The organism is Parvibaculum sp. MBR-TMA-1.3b-4.2 (assembly GCF_053628815.1).
Genome location: NZ_JBRJHC010000001.1, coordinates 603,734 through 626,777 on the forward strand (window position 1 = coordinate 603,734; position 23,044 = coordinate 626,777).

Genomic DNA, 23,044 nt, shown 5'->3' on the forward strand with positions numbered 1-23,044 from the left:
CGGCATTCAAGGGGGCGAAGGTGAAACGGATCGATCTTACCGCTTACGACGTCCCGGAGATCGTCGCCCGATGCGTGGAGGTGCCCGATGTCGGCGCGCCCGCGCCGGGCGAAGTCGTGTTCGACGTGCTGGCCTTCCCCATCAATCCCGCCGATATCGGCTTTTGCCGGGGCAGCTATCGCTTGCGCCCGCCCCTGCCCGCCACACCGGGTGCGGAATGCGTGGGCCGCATCACCGCCATTGGCGACGGCGTGACCCATGTGACGCCGGGCGATCTCGTCATCAATCTCAAGCGTGAGAACTGGGCGCAGAAGCGCCGCGTGGCGGCGGAAGACGCAATCCCCATTCCGTCCAGTCTCGACCTCAAACAGGCCGCGATGCTGCGGATCAATCCGCCCACGGCGCTTTTACTGCTGAGCGACATCGTGGACCTCAAGCCCGGCGACTGGGTGGTGCAGAATGTCGCCAATTCGGCGGTAGGACGGCTCGTCATCACCTTTGCCCGGGAACGCGGTATCCGAACGGTGAATGTGACGCGGCGCGAGGATGTGTTCGACGAGCTGACCGCGCTCGGCGCCGATGTCTGCCTCACCGACGGGGATGATTTGCCGGAGCGGGTGAAAGAAGCCACGGGCGGCGCGGATATTCCGCTCGCCATCGACGCGGTTTCGGGAGCTGCGACGGCGCGCATGGCGGCCTGCGTCCATGACGAGGCGACCGTCTGCACCTATGGCGCCATGTCGGGCGCCGGGCCGGAGCTGCCGGTCGGTGACCTCATCTATCGCGGCGTCACGTTCACGGGCTTCATGCTGGGGCGTTTTCTGGAAAGGCGGAGCACGGACGACATCCGCGCCATCTATGCCGACCTTGCCGCGAAAATGGAAAAAGGCCTCATCCACGCACCGGTGGACAGCGTCTATCCCATCGAAGAAATCCGCGACGCCCTCATCCGCGCACAGACGGGCGGACGAAATGGCAAGGTGCTGGTGAGCCCGAACGGGGCGGTTTGAGGGATAGATGCTCGATGACCGACACTTCTCAACTTCTACAGCAAATTGATGATCTTAAAGAAAACGTTAGCGACAACTTTTCCCGCCAAGTTTTAGATGGTGCAAAAATAGCACTTCTTTCGGTCGAAAATCCACTACGGCTAAACTTCTTTGCCACCGCAGTTCGTATCTTGCTCGAACATTCACTTTCAAAGCTCGCTCCAACAGAGGAAGTCGTACGATGCGTTTGGTACAAGGATGAACGACCAAACCCAGATGGAACGTCCCAGCCAACGCGGCGGCAAAAAGCCATTTTTGCTATCCAGGGAGGGCTTTCTGATGTCTTTTTGGAGGAGGAACTGGGCCTCGATACGGCAAAGCTACACCAAGAACTGCTACGAGCGCTCAATGAACTCAGCAAGCACGTTCATGCTCGTGAAAATACGGCTGTCATAGATACAAATGAGCAGGATCAAATTGCAGCAACGCTTCTGAACAAAATCGCGGCTTTCTTCGGCGCAATTCATGACTGCCGCAAAGCGGTATTAGATCCTATTTTAGCCGCCCTCGATGAAGCTGCAGTGGATGCACTGCTAAGTGAAACAATATTAGAAATTGATGAACTTTCTTCCCATCACAGCATTGAGGATGTTTACGCGGAAAAAACGGAGATTTATTCAATAACATCGGATGAAATTATCTACAATGTATTTGGTTCCGTCGAAACAACATTACAGTGGGGCTCAAATTCAGATATTCGACGAGGGGACGGAGCAGAGATTGATCAGACCTTTCCATTTACTTGCAGTATCGCAGTCCCTTTAGAAGACCCATGGGATTTAGGCTTTGCAGAAATAGTCGTAGGTGTGGACACTTCATCTTGGACAAACGCAATGCGTCCAGATGAGTATGATTATCTCTAGATTCCAATTGAACTGAACACCAGCGTAGGCAGACCTCAGATCAGCCCCGCCAGCGGCGAGCTCGGGTCGGCGTATTTGCGCTTGGGCATGCGGCCTGCCAGATAGGCGTCGCGTCCGGCTTTGACGGCATATTTCATCGCGCGGGCCATGCGGATCGGGTCTTTGGCTTCGGCAATCGCGGTGTTCATCAGCACGCCGTCGCAGCCCAGTTCCATCGCGATCGCGGCGTCCGATGCGGTGCCCACGCCTGCGTCCACGATCACCGGCACATTGGCGTTCTCGATGATGATGCGGATATTGACCGGGTTCTGGATGCCGAGACCGGAGCCGATGGGCGCGGCGAGCGGCATGATGGCACTGCAGCCCATCTCTTCCAGCTTCTTCGCCATGATCGGATCGTCGGAGCAATAGACCATCACCTTGAAGCCGTCATCGAGCAGCTTCTCGGCGGCGCGCAGCGTCTCCACCATGTCGGGATAGAGCGTCTTCTGGTCGCCCAGCACTTCGAGCTTCACCAGATCCCAGCCGCCCGCCTCGCGCGCGAGGCGCAGCGTGCGGATCGCGTCTTCGGCGGTGAAGCACCCCGCCGTATTCGGCAGATAGGTTACTTTCTTCGGGTCGATATAGTCGACCAGCATCGGCTCGTCGGGGTTCGTCACATTCACGCGGCGCACGGCGACCGTCACCATTTCCGCGCCGGCGGCTTCCACCGCGGCGGCGTTTTCGGCCAGGTCCTTGTATTTGCCGGTGCCGACGATCAGGCGCGACGTCATGCGGCGGCCCGCCACCTCCAGAACATCCTCAGCCGATGCGTCCGTTACTGCCTCAGCACTGTCAGCCACCTTGCTACTCCTCTTAGCCGCCGCCCACGAAGCGGACGATTTCCAGCCGGTCGCCCGGCTTCAACGCGATCTCGGCATAGGCCGAGCGCGGCACGATCTCCAGATTGAGCTCGACCGCGATCTTGTCAGGCGCGAAGCCCAGCCGGTCGAGAAGCCCGCGGACGGTGAGCCCGGCGGCTTCCGCCTCGGGCACCTCATAGGGCTCGCCATTGATGGTGAATGTCATTCGACCCAGCGTCACGCTCGCAATTCATGCCCGGCACGGTTTCCGCGGGGCTTTTCAGGGATATTGGGTGAGCCGGATGGGTAATTCAACCCGGCCGCGAGAAGCCGTCTAGCGGCTAAGGCTTTCTGCGGCAAGGACTTTCGCAAGCGCAGGGCTTCGCGTATAAAAGGCCCGCATCGAATCGGGAGATGAGGGGGTTTCCGCGGATTACGGCGAACATATTTTTGCCTGCTTAACCCTCTATCCCCTAGCATTCCAATACACGATCCTGCCGCAACCCGGTCCGGCCCATCCTCATGTCCAGCCTTAAACCCATATATGTGCTCAACGGCCCCAATCTGAACCTGCTCGGGCAGCGGGAGCCGGAGATCTATGGACGCACGACGCTGGCCGATATCGACAAGCTCGTATCGGACAAGGCCGGCACGCTGGGCCTCGCCGTGGACTGCCGCCAGAGCAATCATGAAGGCGAGCTGGTGACCTGGATCCAGGAAGCGCGGGAGAAGGCGTCCGGCCTCGTTCTCAACGCGGCTGCCTATACTCATACATCCATCGCCATCCACGATGCGCTGGCGACGCTGGACATTCCCGTGATCGAGGTTCACATCTCGAATATCTTCAAGCGGGAAAGCTTCCGTCATCATTCAACCGTCTCCCCGGTCGCCACCGGGGTGATATGCGGCCTCGGTGTCACGGGATACGAACTGGCGCTCGACGCCATTCACCGGATACTGACCACCAACTGAAAACGCCTTGGCGCGTACCGGGCTCTGCCCGGCAACAGGGAAAAGCTAATCGAGATGAGCAATTCAGGTGTCGATCAGGAACTGATCCGCGAGCTCGCCGCTCTGCTGAAAGAAACCGAACTGAGCGAGATCGAAATCGAGACGGATAACCTGAAGCTGCGCGTGGCGCGCCACCTCCAGTCCGCATCCGTGTCCGTGGCGCCTGCCGCTGCGCCTGCGCCCGCCGCCGCACCGGCCGCGGCCCCCGCGCCGGCCGACATGGCCTCCCATCCGGGCGCGGTTCCCTCGCCCATGGTCGGGACGGCCTATCTCGCGCCTGAACCGGGCGCTGCGCCTTACGTCAGCGTCGGCTCGAGCGTGAAGGAAGGCCAGACCGTGTTGATCGTGGAAGCCATGAAGACCATGAACCACATCCCGGCGACACGCTCCGGCACGGTCAAAGAAATCCTCGTTGAAGACGGCCAGCCGGTCGAATTCGGCGAACCCTTGCTCATTATCGAATAAAGCGGGCGCCGCAGCCGATGTTTGAAAAGGTTCTCATCGCCAATCGCGGCGAAATCGCGCTCCGTATCCATCGCGCCTGCCGCGAAATGGGTATCAAAACGGTAGCCGTTCATTCCACGGCCGACGCCAATGCCATGCATGTGCGTCTGGCCAATGAAAGCGTCTGTATCGGTCCGCCGTCTGCGACCGACAGCTATCTGAATATCCCGGCGATCATCTCCGCCTGCGAAATCACCGGCGCCGACGCGGTGCATCCCGGCTATGGCTTCCTGTCGGAGAATGCGCGCTTTGCCGAAATTCTCGAAGCGCATGGCATCACCTTCATCGGGCCTACGGCGGCGCATATCCGCCTGATGGGCGACAAGATCCAGGCCAAATCGACGGTGAAGGATCTGGGCATTCCGGTCGTGCCGGGCTCGGACGGCGCCATCACCACCGATGAAGCCGCCTACAAGGTCGCCGAGGAGACGGGCTTTCCCGTTCTCGTCAAGGCGGCGGCGGGCGGCGGCGGACGCGGCATGAAGGTCGCCCAGACGCGCGAGGAACTTTCCGGCGCGCTGGCCAATGCGCGTTCGGAAGCCAAGGCGGCCTTTGGCGACGACAGCCTCTATATGGAGAAGTATCTCGGCCAGCCGCGCCATATCGAAATTCAGGTCGTGGCCGACAGTCACGGCAATGTGGTGCATCTGGGCGAACGCGACTGCTCCTTGCAACGTCGCCACCAGAAGGTTCTGGAAGAATGCCCCTCGCCCGCGCTCAACGATGCGCAGCGGGCGGAAATCGGCGGTATCGTTTCCAAGGCCATCAAGGGGCTCGGCTATCTCGGCGTCGGCACGGTGGAGTTCCTCTACGAGAATGGCGAGTTCTTCTTTATCGAGATGAATACGCGCCTGCAGGTGGAACATCCGATTACGGAAATGGTGACCGGGATCGATCTCGTCCGTGAGCAGATCCGCATCGCGGCGGGGCTCGAAATGAGCTTCACGCAGGATGATGTCACCTTCTCGGGCCACGCCATCGAATGCCGCATCAATGCGGAAGACCCGCGCACCTTCACACCCTCGCCCGGCACCATCAAGGATTTCCACACGCCGGGCGGTCTTGGCGTGCGCGTCGATTCCGGCGTCTATTCCGGCTACCGCATTCCGCCCTATTACGACAGCCTGATCGGCAAGCTGATCGTGCACGGGCGCAACCGCAACGAATGCCTGATGCGGCTTCGCCGCACGCTGCACGAGTTCGTGATCGACGGGGTAAAGACCACCATTCCTCTGTTTCAGGAGCTGGTGAATGAGCCCGATTTCATCAATGGCGACTATCACATTCACTGGCTTGAGGACTTCCTCGCCGAAACGACCTGACCCGCAGCAGCATTTTCATCGCGGGAGCTTCCGTTCATGAGCGAGGACGGGATCGATGCCGACGTGCTTTTGCGCGCCTATGCCTATGGCGTCTTTCCCATGGCGGAATCGCAGGACGATCCGGAGCTTTACTGGATCGATCCGGAGCAGCGCGGCATCCTGCCGCTGGACGGTTTTCATGTGCCGAAGAGGCTGGCGCGCACGGTCAAAGCCGGCGTCTTTACCGTCACGGCGGACAGGGCCTTTGCCGATGTGATGCGCGGATGCGCCGCGCCCGCGCCCGACCGAGACGGCACCTGGATCAACGACCGCATCTTTGCCCTCTACAACGAACTGCATGAACGCGGCGACGCGCATTCCGTCGAGTGCTGGCTGGATGGCGAGCTGGTGGGCGGGCTTTACGGCGTATCACTGGGCGCTGCCTTTTTCGGCGAGAGCATGTTCAGCCGCGCACGCGATGCCAGCAAAATCGCGCTGGTGCATCTGGTCGGCCGTCTCAGGGCGGGCGGATACCGCCTGCTCGATACGCAATTCGTGACGGAACATCTCAAACAGTTCGGCGCTGTGGAAATTCCGCGAACGGAATATCGCCGCATGCTGCACGATGCCGTGGTGAGAGACGCGGACTTCTACTGCTGGCCGCTGGACGGCGTCTCGCCGATCTTGGCCTTGCAGTCATCCACCCAGATATCATAGACGGGGTGTTCCAGCGCATTGAGGCCGGGACTTTCGGCAAACATCCAGCCGCTGAAGATGGGCTGTTCCTGCGTCATGCCGGTCTGCTCGTCGACCTGCCGGATTTCGACATAAGCAGCGGTTTGCGGCGGGTCTTCCGGCGGTTTCTTTTCGCAGGCCCGGACCAGAATATCGAGCACGCCGAACCGCGCATGCTCGCCGACCTTCGCATCGAATTCGGAGACCCGGCCGGTGATCTTGTCGAGACCGCTGAACACGGCCGTCTTGTAGCTGTCTGCGAATGCAGGCGCGGCGAGCGCGCTGCCGGTCAGGAACAGCGCGGAAAGAGCCGCCGCCGCGCTTCGTGTGAACCCTCGTGCCATCGCTCTTTCTTCCTGCGCCCTGCCCCGCGCCCCATGCCCTTTTGCGCCGCCCAGGCCCGGTCAGTTGCCGCTGCTGCTCTTCTTGCCGTCGTCGGTGGAGAACAGCGCCTGGCCGATCAGCCCCATCAGATCGACGGAGCCTTGCGTGAACATGATCTCGTCGCCATCGGCCAGATAGGTCTCGCTGCCGCCCGGCACGACCGACACATAGTTGGATCCCAGCAGGCCCTCGCTGGTGATCTTGGCGTTGCTGTCGTCCGGAATTTTCACGTTGGAATCGAGATTGAGATCGACAACGGCCTGATAATTCTTCGGATCGAGATGCTGGCCCACGACCGTGCCGATCTTGATGCCGGACATGCGGACATCGGACCCGTTAGTGAGCCCGTCCACGCGGCTGAATTCAGCCGACACCGTATAGCCGTCACCCGAGCGCACACCGGCGGTCGAATAGCCGTAAAAAAGAAAAACCGCGGCGATCAGGACGACGACCGTGCCGATCAGCGTTTCGACGAGATTGCTCTGCATGGAAATCCCCGATTGATCCGTATCGAAACCGGCCCGGCCGATGGCCATGGCCGGGTTTCAGGCCCGATTATTCAGGCTGCCAGGCCTCGTAGTCGCCAGTGGCGCGAGCGCGCTGCCCGTCGACATGGAGCGACCCCTTGGGCCGGTAGGCGCGCGGCGTGCCCGTCCAGTTAGGCTGGTGCGGCTTCTGCCACTCGCGCGGTGTGTAGTCTTCCTCGCTGGGCGGCACATCGGAGCGGTGATGCAGCCAGCCATGCCAGCCCGGCGGAATGCGGGAGGCTTCGGCCTCGCCATTATAGATGACCCAGCGGCGGGTATAGCCGCCGATCTGCCGTCCGTCCCGCGCCTCATAGTAGCGATTGCCCTGGTCGTCGTCGCCGACCTGTTTTCCCTTCCGCCATGTGTAGAAGCGGGTGCCCATCGTCTGCCCCTGCCACCAGATGAAGATTTCGGAAAACAAACCCATTTGCTCTGACCTTTCGGCGGGTTCCGGCCACTGGCCCGGCAACCGCTTCGGAACGCTGAAATTCGCGCCGAATATGGCACCCGAACCCCGAATGGTCCAGTGGCCAGGCGGCACGTCTCACGAGTTTAAGTCGGATCAGTCCAGCGTCCAGCTTTCGCGCAGCGGTTCCAGGGCCCCGGTCTTGGCCTCGCCGCCGCCATGGGCGGCAGGCGTCGGTATGGCCTGGCGGTATCCCGCCCCGACCACCTCATAGGGCCGGTCGTCGGCCAGCACCCAGTCTATGCGGTGGTGAAGCCCTGCCGCGGTCACCGGCTTGACCAGCAAATGCGTCGCACCATTGTCGAAGGCCTGCTGCACCAGTTTGCGGGAGGCATGCCCGGTCAGCACGATAACGGGGATAAAACAGAAGGGTTTGTTGTCCAGGCTGCGCAGCTCGCGCAGGAACTCGCCGCCCTTCATCGGGGCCATTTCCCAATCCGTGATGATGAGGTCGTAGCCGCCCCCGGGGATCATCGCCAGCGCCTCGCTGCCGTCGGAGGCCTGCGAAATCGATTTGACGCCGAATGCGTTCAGAAGCGTGCGCAGGAGAAGCCGCATACCCGCATTGTCTTCGACAATCAGGACATCGAGGTCGCCGATCGCCAATCCATGGGTTGGGTTCGTCCCTACTTCCCGCACTGTTCCGACCCTGCCAGAGCTGTCCTGTTAACACATTAGGCGAATCTATCTTTCCGAATAGCTAACGCGCGGCATCCGATTCGCACCCGGAATGAAAGCAAATCGGATTCAAGACGCCCTAGATGTTGCGGTTTACAAGGTGCGACACGCTATCGCTTGACGCATGGGCGGACCCTTCATAGGATTTTCTCCTCTCAGGGGATGGGGCACGAGGCGACTGGCTCCCGTTAAGAAACGATCATCTGGGCGACGGAAAAACATTTCAGTTCAAACGGTTAGACCCGTTCGGAAGGAATGCGTCCGGCGCAGGGGATTGCTCGTCTCCACGACCCGGCTCTGAGGAGAATGTGGCGATCAAAATTGCGGAGACCGGGGCCAAATTATGCGTATCCAACGTTGCTTTACCGTCGAGGGGCACAGCCCCTATGAGAGCATTCCCTTCCGGACGGCCACGAGCGAGATCCGCAATCCGGATGGATCGGTCGTCTTCCATCTGGACGACATTCAGGTGCCGGCGGAATGGAGCCAGGTCGCCAGCGACATCCTCGCCCAGAAATATTTCCGCAAGGCGGGCGTGGCAGCGAAGCTGAAGCCGGTCGAGGAAGAGACGGTTCCCTCCTGGCTCTGGCGCCACGTGCCCGACGAGGAAGCGCTCGCCGCGCTCCCGGAGGAAGAGCACTACGGCCCGGAAAAGGATGCAAGGCAGGTCTTCAACCGGCTGGCCGGCACCTGGACCTATTGGGGCTGGAAAGGCGGCTATTTCAACGACGAGGACGACGCGCAGGCGTTCTATGACGAGATGCGCTTCATGCTGGCCGCGCAGATCTCCGCCCCCAACTCGCCGCAATGGTTCAACACCGGTCTTCACTGGGCCTATGGCATCGACGGCCCGGCGCAGGGCCATTATTACGTCGACCCGGAAACGGGCGAGACGGTCCGCGCCACCAGCTCCTATGAGCACCCGCAGCCTCATGCCTGCTTCATCCAGAGCGTCGGCGACGACCTCGTGAATGAAAACGGGATCATGGATCTCTGGGTGCGCGAGGCGCGGCTCTTCAAATACGGCTCCGGCACCGGCACCAACTTCTCCTCGCTGCGCGGCGAGAACGAGCCCCTGTCGGGCGGCGGCAAATCGTCGGGCCTGATGAGCTTCCTCAAGATCGGCGACCGGGCGGCGGGCGCGATCAAGTCCGGCGGCACCACGCGCCGGGCCGCCAAGATGGTGATCGTCGATGTCGACCACCCGGATATCGAGGAATTCATCAACTGGAAGGTGACCGAGGAACAGAAGGTCGCCGCGCTGGTGACCGGCTCCAAGATCAACCGGAAGCACCTCAACGCCATCATGAAGGCCTGCGTGAATTGCGACGGCCCCTCGGACGATTGCTTCAATGCGCGGAAGAACCCGGCGCTCAAGCGCGAAGTGCTGGCCGCGCGCAAGGCGCATGTGCCGGAAAACTATATCCAGCGCGTGATCCAGTTCGCCAAGCAAGGCTACAAGGAAATCGACTTCCGCACCTATGACACCGACTGGGATTCGGAAGCCTATCTCACCGTGTCCGGCCAGAACTCCAACAACTCCATCCGCGTGACGGACGATTTTCTGCGCGCAGTCGAGAATGACGGCGACTGGACGCTGCGCAACCGCACCGGCGACGGGGTGGCGCGTACCCTGAAGGCGCGCGACCTCTGGGACTCGGTCGGCCATGCCGCCTGGGCAAGCGCCGATCCGGGCATCCAGTTCCACACCACGATCAACGATTGGCACACCTGCCCGGCCTCCGGCCCGATCCGCGCCAGCAATCCGTGCTCGGAATATATGTTCCTCGACGATACGGCCTGCAACCTTGCCTCGCTCAACCTCATCCAGTTCCGCGAGGACAATGGCCGCTTCGATGTGGAAGCCTTCGAACATGCCGTGAAGCTCTGGACCATCGTGCTGGAAATCTCCGTCGCCATGGCGCAGTTCCCGAGCAAGGCGATTGCGGAACTTTCCTATCGCTACCGCACGCTGGGGCTCGGCTTTGCCAATATCGGCGGGCTGCTCATGTCCTGCGGCATCCCCTACGATTCCGATCAGGCGCGCGCCATTACCGGCGCCATCAGCGCCATCATGACGGGCGTTTCCTATGCGACCTCGGCCCAGATGGCCAAGGAACTCGGCCCCTTCCCCGGCTATGCCGACAATGCCGATCACATGCTGCGCGTGATGCGCAATCATGGCCGCGCGGCGCATGGCCTTTCCACCGGCTATGAAGGGGTCAACCAGCCGCCCGTGCCGCTCGACGCCGACAACTGCCCGCAGCACGACCTGATCGACCATGCCCGCGCAGCATGGGATGTCGCCTGCGCCATGGGCGAGGCCTATGGCTACCGCAATGCACAGGCCAGCGTGGTCGCGCCGACCGGCACGATCGGCCTCGTGATGGATTGCGACACGACCGGCATCGAGCCCGATTTCGCGCTGGTGAAATTCAAGAAGCTCGCCGGCGGCGGCTATTTCAAGATCATCAACCGCGCCGTGCCGCAGGCCCTCAACGCGCTTGGCTACACGCGCGAGGAGATCGAGGACATCATCGGCTATGCAGTCGGCTACGGTACGCTGGCCGATGCGCCGGGCGTGAACCATGCCTCGCTGCGCGCCAAGGGCTTCACGGAGAAGGAAATCGACGCGGTGGAGGGCTCGCTTGCCACCGCCTTCGATATTCGCTTCGTCTTCAACAAATGGACGTTGGGCGAAGAGTTCTGCACGCAGACGCTGGGGCTGGACGCCGAGGCGATGGACGACCTCGATTTCGATCTTCTGCGCGCCATCGGCTTCACCAATGCCGAAGTCGAGGCGGCCAATCTCCATGTCTGCGGCGCCATGACGCTTGAGGGCGCGCCGCATCTGAAGGACGAGCATCTGTCCGTCTTCGATTGCGCCAACCCCTGTGGCCGCACGGGCAAGCGCTTCCTCTCCGTGGAGAGCCATATCCGCATGATGGCGGCAGCGCAGCCCTTCATCTCCGGCGCGATCTCCAAGACGATCAACATGCCGAACGATGCAGGCGTGGAAGAGTGCAACGCGGCCTATATGCTTTCCTGGAAGCTGGGCCTCAAGGCCAATGCGCTTTACCGCGACGGTTCCAAGCTCTCCCAGCCCCTCAACGCGCAAATCCTCGAAGACGACGACTTCGATGAGGACGAAGAGGAGACCTTCGCCGAGCGCGTCGCCGCCGCGCCCGCTCAGGAGCGTGCCCGCGTGGTCGCCGAGCGCGTGGTGGAGCGTGTCGTGGAGCGCTCCCGCGAGCGGCTGCCCGACCGGCGCAAGGGCTACACGCAGAAGGCGCTTGTGGGCGGTCACAAGGTCTATCTGCGCACGGGCGAATATGACGACGGCAAGATCGGCGAAATCTTCATCGACATGCACAAGGAGGGCGCCGCCTTCCGCTCGCTGATGAACAATTTCGCCATCGCCATCTCGCTCGGCCTGCAATATGGCGTGCCGCTGGAAGAATATGTGGAGGCCTTCACCTTCACACGCTTCGAGCCGGCAGGCCTCGTCCAGGGCAATGACCGCATCAAGAATGCGACCTCCATCCTCGACTATGTGTTCCGCGAACTGGCGGTCTCCTATCTCGGCCGTTCCGATCTCGGCCATGTCGGGCCGGAAGACCTTGGCCACAGCGCGATGGGCGACGGCGCGGATGAAGGCAAGCTGCCGGAATCGCTTCCCGCCTCCGCCGTGGTGAGCCCCGGCTATACGCGCAATGCGCAGCTCGGCAATCTCTACCTCGTGCGCGGCGGTGCGGCCTCCGACGCCAAGAAGGCCGCCGAGAAGACGGGCACGCAGGCCATGCTCGACGCAACGCTGGACGCCGAAGACATGGCGGGCATCAGCCTGCATGAAGAGACCGTAGAAGCGAGCATCGCCGTCTCGGGCGGCGGTGGCGGCGGAAGCTTTGCCGCAAGCGCCATGTCCCGCGTCACCGAAGCCCGGATGAAGGGTTATGAAGGCGAAGCCTGCGGTGAATGCGGCAACTTCACCATGGTCAGGAACGGCACCTGCCTGAAATGCGACACCTGCGGGAGCACGAGCGGGTGTAGTTAGCGCCTTCGCAAATGCAATAAAAAGGCCGGTACAAAAGTACCGGCCTTTTTTGTGTCCTCACGGCCTCAATCGACTCCAAATCGAGCAGACTGATTAAATTTCAATCTCCATGCGTTGACTGCCCTCGCCCCGGGCCTCATAAATACTGCTCTATCAGTAAGGGGGGAAACTCAATGAATACTTCTAAACTTTTGCTCACAACTGCACTGGTTGCCGCCGTGTCCACGCCTGCATTTGCCGGCAAGGCGGATGTCGGTAAAACCTACGTCAAACTGTCCGGCGGTGCCTTTATCGCCGAAGACATCGACGGCACGGTCGGGGCAACCAACGTCAAGCTCAGCTTCAAGACCGGTTGGACAGCCTCTGCCGGTGTCGGCTACTGGATCACGCCGGAACTGGCAGCCGAAGGCGAGGTGACCTACCTCACAGCCGATTTCGACAAGGGCACGTCGGGCGGTGCCAGCGTAAATATCGATGGCAAGTACGACTCCGTGCTGACCATGGCGAATGTGAACTTCCACCCGATGGCCGATGACAGCTTCGATCCCTATATCGGTGCCGGTGTCGGTGTGGCGTTCTCCAACCTGGACGTCAATTCGATCGGCGGCACGCCGGTTAACATCAGCGACGACAGCACCGACCTGGCCCTTCAGGGGACGGCAGGCTTCAACTTCGCTCTGGATCAGAGCACGAGCGTCGGCGCCCAGTATCGCTATGTCTGGACCGACACGGGCAGTGCCAACGCGGACAGCTTCACCGGTCACGCCCTGACGGCCCATATCACGGTCGATTTCTAAGTCCACAGGACTATCGAGGCAGGAAGGAGGATGACGATGTCATCCTCCTTTTTTGTGCCTGTCAGCTCGACAAATACTTCGAAATGGTGAGGAGCAGGTCGGTCGGGCGGACGGGTTTGGTGACGACATCGTCCATCCCCGCTTCGAGGCAGGCCGCGCGGTCGTCCGCCGAGGCATTGGCGGTGAAGCCGATCACCGGCAGGTCTGCACCGTCCGCGCGTAGTTGCCGCGTGGCGGTCAGCCCGTCCATGACCGGCATTTCGACATCCATCAGGATGGCATCGAACTCCGCGCCCTTCAGCTTCTCCAGACCCTCGGCGCCGTCATGGGCGAAGGTGGCTTCAATCCCGACGACATCCAGCATGCCTTTGACGACCTTGCGATTGGTCTCATTGTCCTCGACGACCAGCACACGACGTCCGGCCAGCGGGCTGGAGACGACATTTGCCGCTTCCTCTTCCGTTTGCCGGTCGGCTTCCTGGGGCTTGCCGGGCTTCACGGGCAGAACGACCCGGAACTCCGAGCCCTTCCCCACCTCGCTTTCAAGTTCGATCGAGCCGTGCATCAGCGACACGAGATGCGACGTGATGGCGAGGCCAAGGCCGGTTCCGTCATGGCGTTTGCGGCCCTGCTGAAGCTGCTCGAATTCCTCGAAGATCGTCTTCTGCCTGTCGGCGGGTATGCCCGAACCGGTATCGATGACGCGCAACACCAGCTCCAGCGCGTCCGGGCCCTGCCGTGTCTCGGCAAAAAGGGAGACCGTGCCGTGTTCGGTGAACTTCACCGCATTGCCGAGCAGGTTGAACAGGATCTGCGAGATGCGGTTCGGATCGCCCTTCAGCCATCTGCGCGCTGAAATCGGCAGGACCGCGTTGAAGGTCAGCCCCTTTTCCTCGGCCCGACCGGCCATCAGATCGCACACCGTCCGGAAGACCGTATCGGCATTGAAGTCGATGCTGTCGATCTCGAGCTTGCCCGCTTCGAGCTTGGCCATGTCGAGAATGTCATTGATGATCGACAGCAGCATCTCGGCTGAATGCTGTGCCGTCTCGATCATCGCCTTCTGGTCATCCGTGACGCCGTTCTGCTCCAGCAGGGTCAGCATGCCGAGAACGCCGGTCATCGGGGTCCGGATTTCATGGCTCATCGCCGCCAGAAAATCGCTCTTCGCCTTGCTCGCCCGCCGCGCCGTATCGCGCGCCTCGACCAGCGCGGCCTCGGCTTCCTTCTGGCCGGTGACATCCTGAATCTGCGAGATGAAATAAAGCGGCGTCATGTCGTCGGAGCGGATGATGGCGACGGCAAGATGCACCCATATCAGGGATCCATCCTTGCGGAAGTAGCGCTTCTCCATCTGATATGTCGTGCGCTTACCTTCCACACACTCGTGAAGAAGGTCCAGATCGGCTTCCAGATCGTCGGGATGCGTTATGTCCTGAAATGTCTTCTCGTAAAGCTCGTCGGCTTCGTATCCCAGCATGGCGCTGAGCGCTGCGTTGACCTGCAACCAGGAACCGTCCAGCGCGACCAGCGCCACGCCATGCGCCGCCCCTTCCAGCGCCATGCGAAACCGCGCATCGGAGGAATTGCGCAGCACCGGGTCGGACAGGTCCTGGAAGAAGCCACTCGACCGGTCTTCATCCTGTTCCGCGCAATAGACACGCACCGAAAAGGGGTTGCGGGCATCGGTGAAGTGCACAGTCGCCGCATCGCCGGGCGCACATGAGACCAGCCAGTCGTGAAGCCCCTTCAGGGAGGGCGTCATGTATTTCGGTGTAAAGAGGACTTCGCGCGGAACCTCGATTTCGACCAGCCGCTCATGCGGCAGGTAGAGTCGATCCAGCTTCCGGTCGTATATCCAGTGAGAGATCGAAAAGGCATCGTAAAACCCCTTCCCGAGAGCCTCGGGAAGGTCGCCATTGTCGGGCTCCGTTCTGGTGCGTTCGCTAGATCTCATATTCTCGCCAACCCGGCTCAAACGAGCGATCGGGTGCTTCCGGCCGCTGTTTCCGTAGAGCCTATTTTCTCAGCGAGTCGTTAACCCAAGCGTTAATGCCCCGGTCGGATAAGGGCCAATTCCATCATTCCGGTCCGATTTACGACAACAAAAACGCACGGTTTTTCTCCTGAAACATGCAGATCGGATGAAAATGGCATTCCGGTAAATCTGTCTTCGGCCTGTCGAAATCTTTAACCGTCACCGCATGGACGGTGCCTGCTCGAGCCGATAAGACTCCCCGTTACCCAGATGTCTTCAATGCTCAGGGAGATCCTTCCGATGAACAAGCTTCTCCGCCACGCCATCGCCTTTTCGGCGGCGGCGACGATGATCCTTTCCGTTTCGGCAGGCGCCGCGCAGGCGGCACAGAAAACCTCGCAGGGCGACCTGTGGTCCGTCATCCGGTCGGATTCCCGCTTTTCGATCCTTGAACGGATTGTCGAGGGTGTCGGTCTGCAATGGCGCTATCAGGGCGCGGATACGCGCACCGTCTTTGCGCCGACCAATGAGGCGTTCGAGATGATCCCCGGCGGGTATCAGGACATGATCTCGCCGACCAACGACAGCACGAAACGCAATGTCCAGGCGCTGCTGCTCTACCAGATCGTGTCGGGCCGGATCGATCCCGCCGGGCTCAAGCCGGGGGCAACGGTGAAGACGACCTACCAGAAAGGCAAGGTGGAGATCGACCGCAAGGGGAGCGACATCCGCTATGGCGGCGATTATGGCGGCACCGTCACCGGCGATGCCGTTTCCGCCTCGAACGGCCTCGTCGTGCCGATCGATGGCGTTCCGATCCCCTCCTTCTCCGACGTCGATCCGAAGCAGGCCGACGGCGCTTCCGCCGAGTAGCCCGCCGGCGTCAGAGTAACAGGTCGAGCTCGGCGGATACCCGCTCGCGCAGTTCTTTCGGCTTCATGTGGGTGAGGTCCTTGTCGACCTCGCCTACGATCTTCTTGCGAATCTCGCCATGCAGCTCGTCGCGCAGGTCGCCGAGAAATTCCGGCGAGGCGACGACAACCAACTCGTCGAACTTGCCTTTCTGCGCTTCCTCACCCAGCAGCGTGGCGACGTGGCGAGCGAAACTTTCCTTTGCGAGCTTCTCCGGATCGGAGTGAGGCTCCATGGCGTGACGCGAAACGTCGGCGCTTTCATGCACGCGGCCGGGGCGGTCGTCATTGCCCTTCTTGCCGGATGGCGGGTTCGGCATATGAAGCTCATAGGGCAAGGCTTCCCTCAGCCCTTCATTGCGCTTCTCGCTTTCGTAGATCTTTCCGCTGTGGCCGTTTGCGACCAGAATCCAAATTTTTTTCGGAGCCATTTCATCCCCGTTTTCTTTCATCAAAAGATTGGCCGGAAGGGCAATCCTTCAAGGTCAAATCTGCCTTTGTCCAGTTCATATGGGTTTGATTCATATCATGTCACAATAGAAACAAACTCCTCTGCCTATGCTGTCTTTGTCCGGTTCTTCGTGGAAGGGCCTGCCCGTTGGAGAGCCGGTCGATTTTTGTCTGCAGGATTTGGGGAGCTTACCCGTGACCAAACAGGACAACGGCAAGGATTTCGGCGGCATATTCGGCGGCCAATTGGAGAATATTTTTCCGGTTGGCGTCGTCTCCGTCGAAAAGGCGATGAACGAAACGCTCGGCGCCTGCAAGGACGGCATCACTGCCTGGCAGGACGAAATGAAGCGCTTCACGGAGCAGCGCATGGAAGTGGCCAAGGATGCTTTCGACCAGCTCCGCGAGGCGAAGTCTCCCACCGATGCCGTAAAGGTTCAGAACAAGTATCTGACCGATGCGGCGACGGCCTATCTCGAGGAAATGCGTACGCTGGGCGAAATCTGGCAGAAGATGGCCAACGACAATCTCGAGGCCCTGACCGAAATGACGCCGACTGAAGACGCGAAGGATAGCAGCAAGAAGGCGTCCGCCGCGGCTGGGCAGCAAGCAGCGGCTGAGTAAAGGTTTTCGGCAAATAAAAAACCCGGCGGGCGCCCCATCACATGGATGGTCGCCCGCCGGGCCATAATGTTTGGCGCTGAACGAGTTGGTTCAGTCGTCCTTCTTTTCCGACTTCTTCTCCAGCGGCGGCACGTAGCGAATGTGCAGCTCCTTGAGCTGTTGCGGGTCTACCTCGGAAGGCGCCTGCATCAACAGGTCCTGCGCCTGCTGGTTCATCGGGAACATGGTCACTTCGCGCAGGTTTTCCTCCCCGCAAAGCAGCATCACGATCCGGTCGATGCCCGGCGCGATGCCGCCATGGGGCGGCGCGCCGTATTTGAAGGCATTCAGCATGCCGCCGAACTTGTTCTCGACCACCGACTTGTCATAGCCCGCAATCTCGAAGGCCTTGTACATGACTTCGGGCTTGTGATTCCGGATGGCGCCCGAGGACAGCTCGATGCCGTTGCAGACGATGTCGTACTGGAAGGCGGTCATGCCGAGGATTTCGTCGGCGTTGGACGCGTCCAGCTTGAGGAAATCGTCCAGCGGATAGTTCGGCATGGAGAAGGGGTTATGCGAGAAGTCGATCTTCTTCTCGTCCTCGTCCCATTCGAACATGGGGAAATCGACGATCCAGCAGAACTTGAAGATGCCCTGCTCGACCAGCTCGAGTTCCTCGCCCACGCGCGTGCGGGCAAGACCAGCGAACTGGTAGAATTTCGCGGGGACGCCGCAGACGAAGAAGACCGCATCGCCGGCGCCGAGGCCCAGCTGCTCGCGGATCTGCGTCGTGCGCTCCGGACCGATATTCTTGGCGACGGGACCCGCACCCTGCACACCGCCTTCTTCCTCGCGGAAGAAGATGTAACCGAGGCCCGGCTGGCCTTCGGACTGCGCCCAGGAATTCATCCGGTCGCAGAAGGCGCGGTTGCCGCCGCCCGGCGCGGGGATCGCCCAGACTTCCGTCTGGTGGTTCTGTTCGATCAGATTGGCGAAGACCTTGAAGCCGGAGCCGCGGAAGGCCTCGGTCACATCCTGCATCTCGATCGGGTTGCGCAGGTCGGGCTTGTCGGAGCCGTATTTGCGGATCGCCTCAGCGAAGGGAATGCGAGGGAACGGCAGCGGAGAGACTTCCCGCCCGTCGGCGAATTCCTCGAACAGGCCATGCAGCACCGGCTCGATGGCATTGAAGACGTCGTCCTGCTCGACGAAGCTCATTTCCACATCGAGCTGATAGAACTCGCCCGGCGAGCGGTCGGCACGCGCATCCTCGTCGCGGAAACAGGGCGCGATCTGGAAGTAGCGGTCGAAGCCCGCCACCATGATGAGCTGCTTGAACTGCTGCGGCGCCTGCGGCAGCGCATAGAACTGGCCCGGATGCATACGGGACGGCACCAGGAAGTCGCGCGCGCCTTCCGGCGAGGAGGCCGTCAGGATCGGCGTCTGGAACTCCTGGAAGCCTTCCTCGGTCATGCGGCGGCGGACAGATGAGATGATCTGGGAGCGCTTCAGGATATTGCGGTGGAGCGTCTCGCGGCGCAGATCGAGGAAGCGGTAGGTGAGCCGCGTCTCTTCGGGGTAGTCGGGCTCGCCGAAGACCGGCAGGGGCAATTCCTGCGCGTCCGAGAGCACTTCGACGCTCGCGACCCGGATTTCGATTTCGCCGGTGCCGAGGTTCGGATTGACCGTCTCGTCGGAGCGGGCCACCACCTGCCCCTCCACGGAGAGGACCGACTCGGCGCGCACGCGCTCGGCAATCGCGAAAGCGTCTGCCTGATCGGGGTCGAAGACGAGCTGGGTCAGCCCGTAATTGTCCCTGAGGTCGATAAAAAGCAGGCCGCCATGGTCTCTTTTACGGTGAACCCAGCCGGACAGGCGCACGGTCTTTTCGACATCGGACTTGGAAAGCTCGCCACAGGTGTGGCTGCGGAATTTGTTCATTTCTGCAAGGCCTTGAGATTCAAGGACGAATCGTCATCAAATCAGGTGGAGTGAATGAATTTGACGCGAAAAGCGCATGGATACACCTGCCTTGTCAAGACCGCGAGGCGCAGCTTTGCGCTGCGCGGCGGCGGTCGGGCCGGGCTTCATGCGGGACAGGCCGCGCGCCATGCGGTATAGAACCGGCCCATGAACATAATTACGAAAACCGACGCTCTGGAATCCCTGTGTGAGCGTCTCGCCAATGCCGGCTTCATCACAGTCGATACCGAGTTCATGCGGGACTCCACATTCTGGCCGAAGCTCTGCCTGATCCAGGTGGCAGGGCCGGACGATGAAGCCATAATCGACCCGCTGGCCGAAGGGATCGATCTTGCCCCCTTCTACCGGCTGATGGCCGACCGGAACGTGGTGAAAGTGTTCCACGCCGCGCGCCAGGACATCGAAATCTTCTTCCATGACGGCGACACCATCCCCGACCCCCTGTTCGACACGCAGGTGGCGGCCATGGTCTGCGGGTTCGGCGACAGTGTGGGCTATGAGACGCTGGTAAAGCGGCTCACAGGCGGCAGCGTGGACAAATCCTCCCGCTTCACCGACTGGTCGCGGCGGCCGCTCAGCGACAAGCAGCTCAAATATGCGATGGCCGACGTCACCCATCTGCGCACCATCTACGAGGTGCTGGCGCGGCGGCTCACCAAGACCAAGCGCGTCCATTGGGTGGGCGAGGAAATGGCCATCCTTCAGGCCCCGGCCACCTATGAAATGAAGCCGGAGAACGCCTGGAAGCGCCTCAAGATGCGCTATCGCGGGCGGCAGGGCCTCGCCGTTCTGGTCGAGGCCGCGGCCTGGCGCGAAAGGCAGGCGCAGGAGCGCGACATGCCACGCGGACGGATCATGAAGGACGATGCGCTTTATGAAATCGCGACGCAGCTTCCCCGCTCCCTGGAAGAGCTGGAGCAGCTCCGGGCGATCCCGCGGGGCTTTGCCGGCGGGCGTTCCGCGCAAGGGCTGATCGAGGCGATCGAACGCGGGCTCGCCATGCCCGAGGAAGACATCCCCGTCGTCGAAGGGCCCGAGCCCCTGCCGCCGGGCATCGGCCCGCTGGTGGAACTCCTCAAAGTGCTGCTGAAGATGAAATGCGAAAAGCACGATGTGGCGCAAAAGCTCGTCGCCAATGTGTCCGACCTCGAGCTCATCGCGGCGCATGAAGAGGCCAATGTCCCTGCCCTCAAGGGCTGGCGGCGGGAGCTTTTCGGCGAAGACGCGTTGCGGCTGAAAAAGGGCGAGCTGGCGCTTGGCGCCCAGGGCAAGAAAATCGTGCTGATCGAAACCAGCCGATAGGACCGCCCGCCCCGCCCGTCAGGCGTAAAGCGGGATTCCCATTTCTGGCGACCAGATTTTCGTGCAGTTCCGCCCGGCCTTCTTGGCTGCATAGACGGCGATGTCCGCGCGACGGATCGCTTCCTCCGCCGCGATGCCCTTTTCCATGAAAGCGATGCCGAAAGAGGCGGTGATATGGAACGTCTCGGCGTCCGGATCGCCGTCGCCGGTCGTCACCGGCACTTCCATCAGGCCTTCCCGGAGACGCTCGACCGCTTCCAGCGCCCGGTCCATTCCCGATTGCGGGGCGCAGAGCAGAAACTCCTCGCCGCCATATCGGAACAGCATGTCGAAGGGCCGCGTGGAGCGCATGATGTATTTCGTGAAAGCCACAAGCGCACGGTCGCCCGCCATATGGCCGTAGGTGTCGTTGACCAGCTTGAACTCGTCGATATCCATCATCACCAGCATGCAATCCACCAGGTGACGATCCACCAATTGTTGCTGCTTGTGCAACTTGGCGGACATTCCCACGCGATTGCCTGCACCGGTCAGCGGATCGAAGTCGAAAAGCAGGTCTTCCAGGGTGCGCTTCAGCAGCAGGATGAGCCAACGCAGATCGGTCACCAGCTTCAGAAAGACGTCATACTCGGCCTTTTCGATCGGGCGGCCTTCGGCGGAGCGCCGGAGCAGGAGGGATGCCCCCTCATGCATTTTCCGATGGCTGTCGCCCAGCTCCGCAAACCCCGACACGCTCCGAAGCCAGTCGGGGGCTTCGCTATCGTACCAGCGGCCAAAGGGGCAACAATGATGCGCGCTCCCGCTCAAATCATCGGTGTCGGAAGGGAGCCCGCAGATAAGAGCCGCGTTCAGCTGGTCCAGCCATCCGACATGCTCGAGAATCTGACGGTCGATATCGGCCATCACGCGCCTGATCTCGTCGGCGGGCGGTACGAATTCTTCCTTGCCGTCCTGCTCCACGGAAAACATGTCCATCAAATCATTCCCTGGCCGCGGCAGCGCTCCTCTCCGCCTCGGTCATGGAAGGCTCCCAGACCATGACCCGGTTTCGCCCTGCCCGCTTGGCCGCATAGGTCGCGCTATCGGCGCGGTCTATCGAGTCCACGACAGGAAGATCGGGATCGAGCAGGGCCAGGCCGAAAGACGCGGTGATATGCAGCTTCTCGTCGCCATTGTTCTCGATGGCAAGCTTCTCCAGCTCCGAACGGATGCGCTCGATCATCTCGTGCGCAGTCTCAAGATCCGTATGCGGAGCGCAAAGCAGAAACTCTTCCCCGCCATAACGGAAGAGCTTGTCGAAAGGGCGCGTATTCGACATCACATGTTTTGCGAAGGCGGCCAGCACCCGGTCGCCCGCCGTGTGGCCGTGATTGTCATTGACCAGCTTGAAGTGGTCGATATCCATCATGACGACGATGCATGTTTCCAGGCCGCGCTTCACCAGGCTTTGCTGTTCGCGAAGGCGCGTCAGCATGCCCGAGCGGCTGAACGCACCGGTCAGCGCATCCAGGTTGAAGGCTTCGTCCTCCAGCTCGTGCTTGAGCGTCTCCATCTGAAGCCGCATCCGCCTTTGCTCGTGAAGGAACTGTTCGTATTCGGCGACCGATATATCTTCATGCTCCATCAACAAGCAGAGCAACGCTGTGGCGCGTTCGTGCATTGCCTTATGCGCGGCTTCAAGCTCGACGAAATTCTGGTTGGAGCGGAAATGTTGCCCGCCCTCGCTGTAATACCATTGCCCGAAACGGCAATGACGATGGGCGTCTTTGTCGAGATCGCGGTTGTCGGGCCGCAGGCGGCAGACCAGCGTCATCTGAAGCGTGTCCATCCACTGGTTATGGTTGAACAGCTCCTGGTCCAGGACGGTAATCGCTTTTCGGATTTCGTCTTTCGGCGTCTCGCTGGATCGCATGATTGCAGTGCGCTTCCTGTTTTGGAGGATTCCTACGTATCTCGCTTTCTGGTTCCATCCAGAAGATCAGACAAACCTCTCCAAATCCTTTAGTCGCGCGTCCGAAATACGCACTTAACCCATTGTAAAATTTGCATTTTTGGCTCTACTCATACACCCGCGCGGTCGGGCTGATGCCTCGCGACGCTATTCTTGTCCACCCGAATTTGTGTAGATACACTTGCGTGACTAAACCAATGGGATAACGCGACATGCAGGAAGATGAGGGGCAGGAAGACTTGGTGCGGGAGAATTGCGCCTGTCTGCGGGCGCGCATGGCAGCGCGCAAGCTGACCCGTATCTATGACAAGGCGCTGAAGCCCACCGGCCTGCGGATTACGCAATTCACCCTGCTCATTGCGATCAAGGACGGTCGGGCCAAATCGGTGAGCGCGCTCGCCGATCATCTCGCCATGGAGCGGACGACACTTCTGCGCAATCTGAGAGTGCTGGAGGATGCGGGCCTCATCACGAGCGAACCGTCCGGCGAAGGGCGCGCGCTGTCGCTCAAACTCACATCCGGCGGCAGGACGCGCCTGCATGAGGCGCTTCCCTACTGGCAGGCCGCCCAGCGCACCGTGGAGACGGAGCTGGGCGACGACTGGCCGGTGGCGAAATCCTCGCTCGAGCAGATCATTCGCAATGTCTGAGG

The 23,044-nt window shown here is 61.1% G+C and carries 23 protein-coding genes; 12 read left to right on the top strand and 11 right to left on the bottom strand.

Translation table 11 applies throughout. The features are described from left to right. The first annotated feature begins 20 nt into the window (after nt 1-20). On the top strand, nt 21-1,010 hold the full coding sequence (locus tag ACSSVQ_RS03125) for a zinc-dependent alcohol dehydrogenase family protein (protein WP_454180789.1): 990 nt from the start codon (nt 21-23) through the stop codon (nt 1,008-1,010). 14 nt (nt 1,011-1,024) lie between these two features. Next, nucleotides 1,025-1,912, top strand: coding sequence for a pPIWI-associating nuclease domain-containing protein (locus ACSSVQ_RS03130; protein ID WP_454180790.1), 888 nt, complete (start codon nt 1,025-1,027; stop codon nt 1,910-1,912). 35 nt (nt 1,913-1,947) lie between these two features. Here the strand turns inward: ACSSVQ_RS03130 and ACSSVQ_RS03135 are convergent, their stop codons facing one another. Together ACSSVQ_RS03135 and thiS are read right to left on the bottom strand one after the other, a co-directional pair. After that, complete coding sequence (locus ACSSVQ_RS03135) at nt 1,948-2,754, bottom strand: thiazole synthase (RefSeq protein ID WP_454180791.1); 807 nt, start codon at nt 2,752-2,754, stop codon at nt 1,948-1,950. A gap of 13 nt (nt 2,755-2,767) precedes the next feature. Next, nucleotides 2,768-2,980 (bottom strand): sulfur carrier protein ThiS, encoded by a 213-nt coding sequence (gene thiS, locus ACSSVQ_RS03140; RefSeq protein ID WP_454180792.1) that lies wholly within the window; start codon nt 2,978-2,980, stop codon nt 2,768-2,770. Nucleotides 2,981-3,276: 296 nt separating this feature from the next. Here thiS and aroQ point away from each other — a divergent pair, with 296 nt between their 5' ends. From aroQ to aat, 4 genes are read left to right on the top strand one after another with little or no spacing between them, the layout of a single operon-like run. Continuing rightward, entirely contained in the window at nt 3,277-3,726 is a 450-nt protein-coding gene (gene aroQ, locus ACSSVQ_RS03145; protein WP_339613795.1) for a type II 3-dehydroquinate dehydratase, read from the top strand. 54 nt (nt 3,727-3,780) lie between these two features. Continuing rightward, nucleotides 3,781-4,230 (top strand): acetyl-CoA carboxylase biotin carboxyl carrier protein, encoded by a 450-nt coding sequence (gene accB / locus ACSSVQ_RS03150; RefSeq protein ID WP_339613796.1) that lies wholly within the window; start codon nt 3,781-3,783, stop codon nt 4,228-4,230. Between the two features lie 17 nt (nt 4,231-4,247). After that, a complete protein-coding gene (gene accC, locus ACSSVQ_RS03155) occupies nt 4,248-5,591 on the top strand; it encodes an acetyl-CoA carboxylase biotin carboxylase subunit (protein WP_339613797.1) in 1,344 nt (447 codons plus the stop codon). Between the two features lie 36 nt (nt 5,592-5,627). Continuing rightward, a complete protein-coding gene (gene aat / locus ACSSVQ_RS03160) occupies nt 5,628-6,287 on the top strand; it encodes a leucyl/phenylalanyl-tRNA--protein transferase (protein WP_454180793.1) in 660 nt (219 codons plus the stop codon). Here aat and ACSSVQ_RS03165 read toward each other — a convergent pair. The 4 genes from ACSSVQ_RS03165 to ACSSVQ_RS03180 form a co-directional block, all read right to left on the bottom strand. Next, complete coding sequence (locus tag ACSSVQ_RS03165) at nt 6,221-6,649, bottom strand: DUF2155 domain-containing protein (RefSeq protein WP_454180794.1); 429 nt, start codon at nt 6,647-6,649, stop codon at nt 6,221-6,223. The two genes, aat and ACSSVQ_RS03165, sit on opposite strands and share 67 nt — an antisense overlap. Before the next feature lie 60 nt (nt 6,650-6,709). Continuing rightward, nucleotides 6,710-7,225, bottom strand: a complete 516-nt coding sequence (gene mlaD, locus ACSSVQ_RS03170; protein WP_293328908.1) for an outer membrane lipid asymmetry maintenance protein MlaD — start codon at nt 7,223-7,225, stop codon at nt 6,710-6,712. A gap of 19 nt (nt 7,226-7,244) precedes the next feature. Continuing rightward, nucleotides 7,245-7,643 carry an NADH:ubiquinone oxidoreductase subunit NDUFA12 gene (locus ACSSVQ_RS03175; protein ID WP_454180795.1) on the bottom strand — a complete coding sequence of 133 codons (399 nt, stop codon included), beginning with the start codon at nt 7,641-7,643 and terminating at the stop codon, nt 7,245-7,247. Nucleotides 7,644-7,778: 135 nt separating this feature from the next. Beyond that, nucleotides 7,779-8,288 (bottom strand): response regulator, encoded by a 510-nt coding sequence (locus tag ACSSVQ_RS03180; protein WP_454180796.1) that lies wholly within the window; start codon nt 8,286-8,288, stop codon nt 7,779-7,781. 415 nt (nt 8,289-8,703) lie between these two features. Between ACSSVQ_RS03180 and ACSSVQ_RS03185 the strand changes: the two genes are divergently transcribed. Together ACSSVQ_RS03185 and ACSSVQ_RS03190 are read left to right on the top strand one after the other, a co-directional pair. Then, the gene (locus tag ACSSVQ_RS03185) at nt 8,704-12,414 is read left to right on the top strand and encodes a vitamin B12-dependent ribonucleotide reductase (RefSeq protein ID WP_454180797.1); all 3,711 of its coding nucleotides are present in this window, start codon (nt 8,704-8,706) and stop codon (nt 12,412-12,414) included. A gap of 173 nt (nt 12,415-12,587) precedes the next feature. Next, nucleotides 12,588-13,211, top strand: coding sequence for an OmpW family outer membrane protein (locus ACSSVQ_RS03190; protein WP_454180798.1), 624 nt, complete (start codon nt 12,588-12,590; stop codon nt 13,209-13,211). Nucleotides 13,212-13,272: 61 nt separating this feature from the next. On the opposite strand, the gene ACSSVQ_RS03195 is transcribed toward ACSSVQ_RS03190, so the two are convergent. Next, nucleotides 13,273-15,168, bottom strand: coding sequence for a PAS domain S-box protein (locus ACSSVQ_RS03195; protein ID WP_454180799.1), 1,896 nt, complete (start codon nt 15,166-15,168; stop codon nt 13,273-13,275). A gap of 321 nt (nt 15,169-15,489) precedes the next feature. Here ACSSVQ_RS03195 and ACSSVQ_RS03200 point away from each other — a divergent pair, with 321 nt between their 5' ends. Next, nucleotides 15,490-16,062: a fasciclin domain-containing protein gene (locus ACSSVQ_RS03200; RefSeq protein ID WP_454180800.1), complete on the top strand. Its 573-nt coding sequence runs from the start codon at nt 15,490-15,492 to the stop codon at nt 16,060-16,062. A gap of 10 nt (nt 16,063-16,072) precedes the next feature. On the opposite strand, the gene ACSSVQ_RS03205 is transcribed toward ACSSVQ_RS03200, so the two are convergent. Then, the gene (locus tag ACSSVQ_RS03205; protein ID WP_454180801.1) at nt 16,073-16,531 is read right to left on the bottom strand and encodes a host attachment protein; all 459 of its coding nucleotides are present in this window, start codon (nt 16,529-16,531) and stop codon (nt 16,073-16,075) included. A 214-nt stretch (nt 16,532-16,745) separates the two neighbouring features. Between ACSSVQ_RS03205 and ACSSVQ_RS03210 the strand changes: the two genes are divergently transcribed. Next, nucleotides 16,746-17,174, top strand: a complete 429-nt coding sequence (locus tag ACSSVQ_RS03210; protein ID WP_454180802.1) for a phasin family protein — start codon at nt 16,746-16,748, stop codon at nt 17,172-17,174. A gap of 90 nt (nt 17,175-17,264) precedes the next feature. Here the strand turns inward: ACSSVQ_RS03210 and aspS are convergent, their stop codons facing one another. Then, a complete protein-coding gene (aspS, locus tag ACSSVQ_RS03215) occupies nt 17,265-19,097 on the bottom strand; it encodes an aspartate--tRNA ligase (protein WP_454180803.1) in 1,833 nt (610 codons plus the stop codon). A gap of 189 nt (nt 19,098-19,286) precedes the next feature. Between aspS and rnd the strand changes: the two genes are divergently transcribed. Continuing rightward, nucleotides 19,287-20,441 (top strand): ribonuclease D, encoded by a 1,155-nt coding sequence (gene rnd, locus ACSSVQ_RS03220; RefSeq protein WP_454180804.1) that lies wholly within the window; start codon nt 19,287-19,289, stop codon nt 20,439-20,441. Nucleotides 20,442-20,459: 18 nt separating this feature from the next. Here the strand turns inward: rnd and ACSSVQ_RS03225 are convergent, their stop codons facing one another. Next, a complete protein-coding gene (locus ACSSVQ_RS03225) occupies nt 20,460-21,416 on the bottom strand; it encodes a diguanylate cyclase (RefSeq protein WP_454180805.1) in 957 nt (318 codons plus the stop codon). Between the two features lie 4 nt (nt 21,417-21,420). Continuing rightward, the gene (locus ACSSVQ_RS03230) at nt 21,421-22,353 is read right to left on the bottom strand and encodes a diguanylate cyclase (RefSeq protein ID WP_454180806.1); all 933 of its coding nucleotides are present in this window, start codon (nt 22,351-22,353) and stop codon (nt 21,421-21,423) included. A gap of 251 nt (nt 22,354-22,604) precedes the next feature. Between ACSSVQ_RS03230 and ACSSVQ_RS03235 the strand changes: the two genes are divergently transcribed. Further along, nucleotides 22,605-23,042, top strand: a complete 438-nt coding sequence (locus tag ACSSVQ_RS03235; RefSeq protein WP_454180807.1) for a MarR family winged helix-turn-helix transcriptional regulator — start codon at nt 22,605-22,607, stop codon at nt 23,040-23,042. Nucleotides 23,043-23,044 lie beyond the last annotated feature (2 nt).

Coding starts and splice junctions, on each gene's coding strand:
- aat (WP_454180793.1), top strand. CDS start 5,628: ATGAGCGAGGACGGGATCGATGCCGACGTGCTTTTGCGCGCCTATGCC.
- ACSSVQ_RS03130 (WP_454180790.1), top strand. CDS start 1,025: ATGACCGACACTTCTCAACTTCTACAGCAAATTGATGATCTTAAAGAA.
- accB (WP_339613796.1), top strand. CDS start 3,781: ATGAGCAATTCAGGTGTCGATCAGGAACTGATCCGCGAGCTCGCCGCT.
- mlaD (WP_293328908.1), bottom strand. CDS start 7,225: ATGGCCATCGGCCGGGCCGGTTTCGATACGGATCAATCGGGGATTTCC.
- ACSSVQ_RS03165 (WP_454180794.1), bottom strand. CDS start 6,649: ATGGCACGAGGGTTCACACGAAGCGCGGCGGCGGCTCTTTCCGCGCTG.
- ACSSVQ_RS03230 (WP_454180806.1), bottom strand. CDS start 22,353: ATGCGATCCAGCGAGACGCCGAAAGACGAAATCCGAAAAGCGATTACC.
- ACSSVQ_RS03235 (WP_454180807.1), top strand. CDS start 22,605: ATGCAGGAAGATGAGGGGCAGGAAGACTTGGTGCGGGAGAATTGCGCC.
- aspS (WP_454180803.1), bottom strand. CDS start 19,097: ATGAACAAATTCCGCAGCCACACCTGTGGCGAGCTTTCCAAGTCCGAT.
- thiS (WP_454180792.1), bottom strand. CDS start 2,980: ATGACATTCACCATCAATGGCGAGCCCTATGAGGTGCCCGAGGCGGAA.
- rnd (WP_454180804.1), top strand. CDS start 19,287: ATGAACATAATTACGAAAACCGACGCTCTGGAATCCCTGTGTGAGCGT.
- ACSSVQ_RS03175 (WP_454180795.1), bottom strand. CDS start 7,643: ATGGGTTTGTTTTCCGAAATCTTCATCTGGTGGCAGGGGCAGACGATG.
- ACSSVQ_RS03190 (WP_454180798.1), top strand. CDS start 12,588: ATGAATACTTCTAAACTTTTGCTCACAACTGCACTGGTTGCCGCCGTG.
- ACSSVQ_RS03225 (WP_454180805.1), bottom strand. CDS start 21,416: ATGGACATGTTTTCCGTGGAGCAGGACGGCAAGGAAGAATTCGTACCG.
- ACSSVQ_RS03200 (WP_454180800.1), top strand. CDS start 15,490: ATGAACAAGCTTCTCCGCCACGCCATCGCCTTTTCGGCGGCGGCGACG.
- accC (WP_339613797.1), top strand. CDS start 4,248: ATGTTTGAAAAGGTTCTCATCGCCAATCGCGGCGAAATCGCGCTCCGT.
- ACSSVQ_RS03205 (WP_454180801.1), bottom strand. CDS start 16,531: ATGGCTCCGAAAAAAATTTGGATTCTGGTCGCAAACGGCCACAGCGGA.
- ACSSVQ_RS03195 (WP_454180799.1), bottom strand. CDS start 15,168: ATGAGATCTAGCGAACGCACCAGAACGGAGCCCGACAATGGCGACCTT.
- ACSSVQ_RS03185 (WP_454180797.1), top strand. CDS start 8,704: ATGCGTATCCAACGTTGCTTTACCGTCGAGGGGCACAGCCCCTATGAG.
- aroQ (WP_339613795.1), top strand. CDS start 3,277: ATGTCCAGCCTTAAACCCATATATGTGCTCAACGGCCCCAATCTGAAC.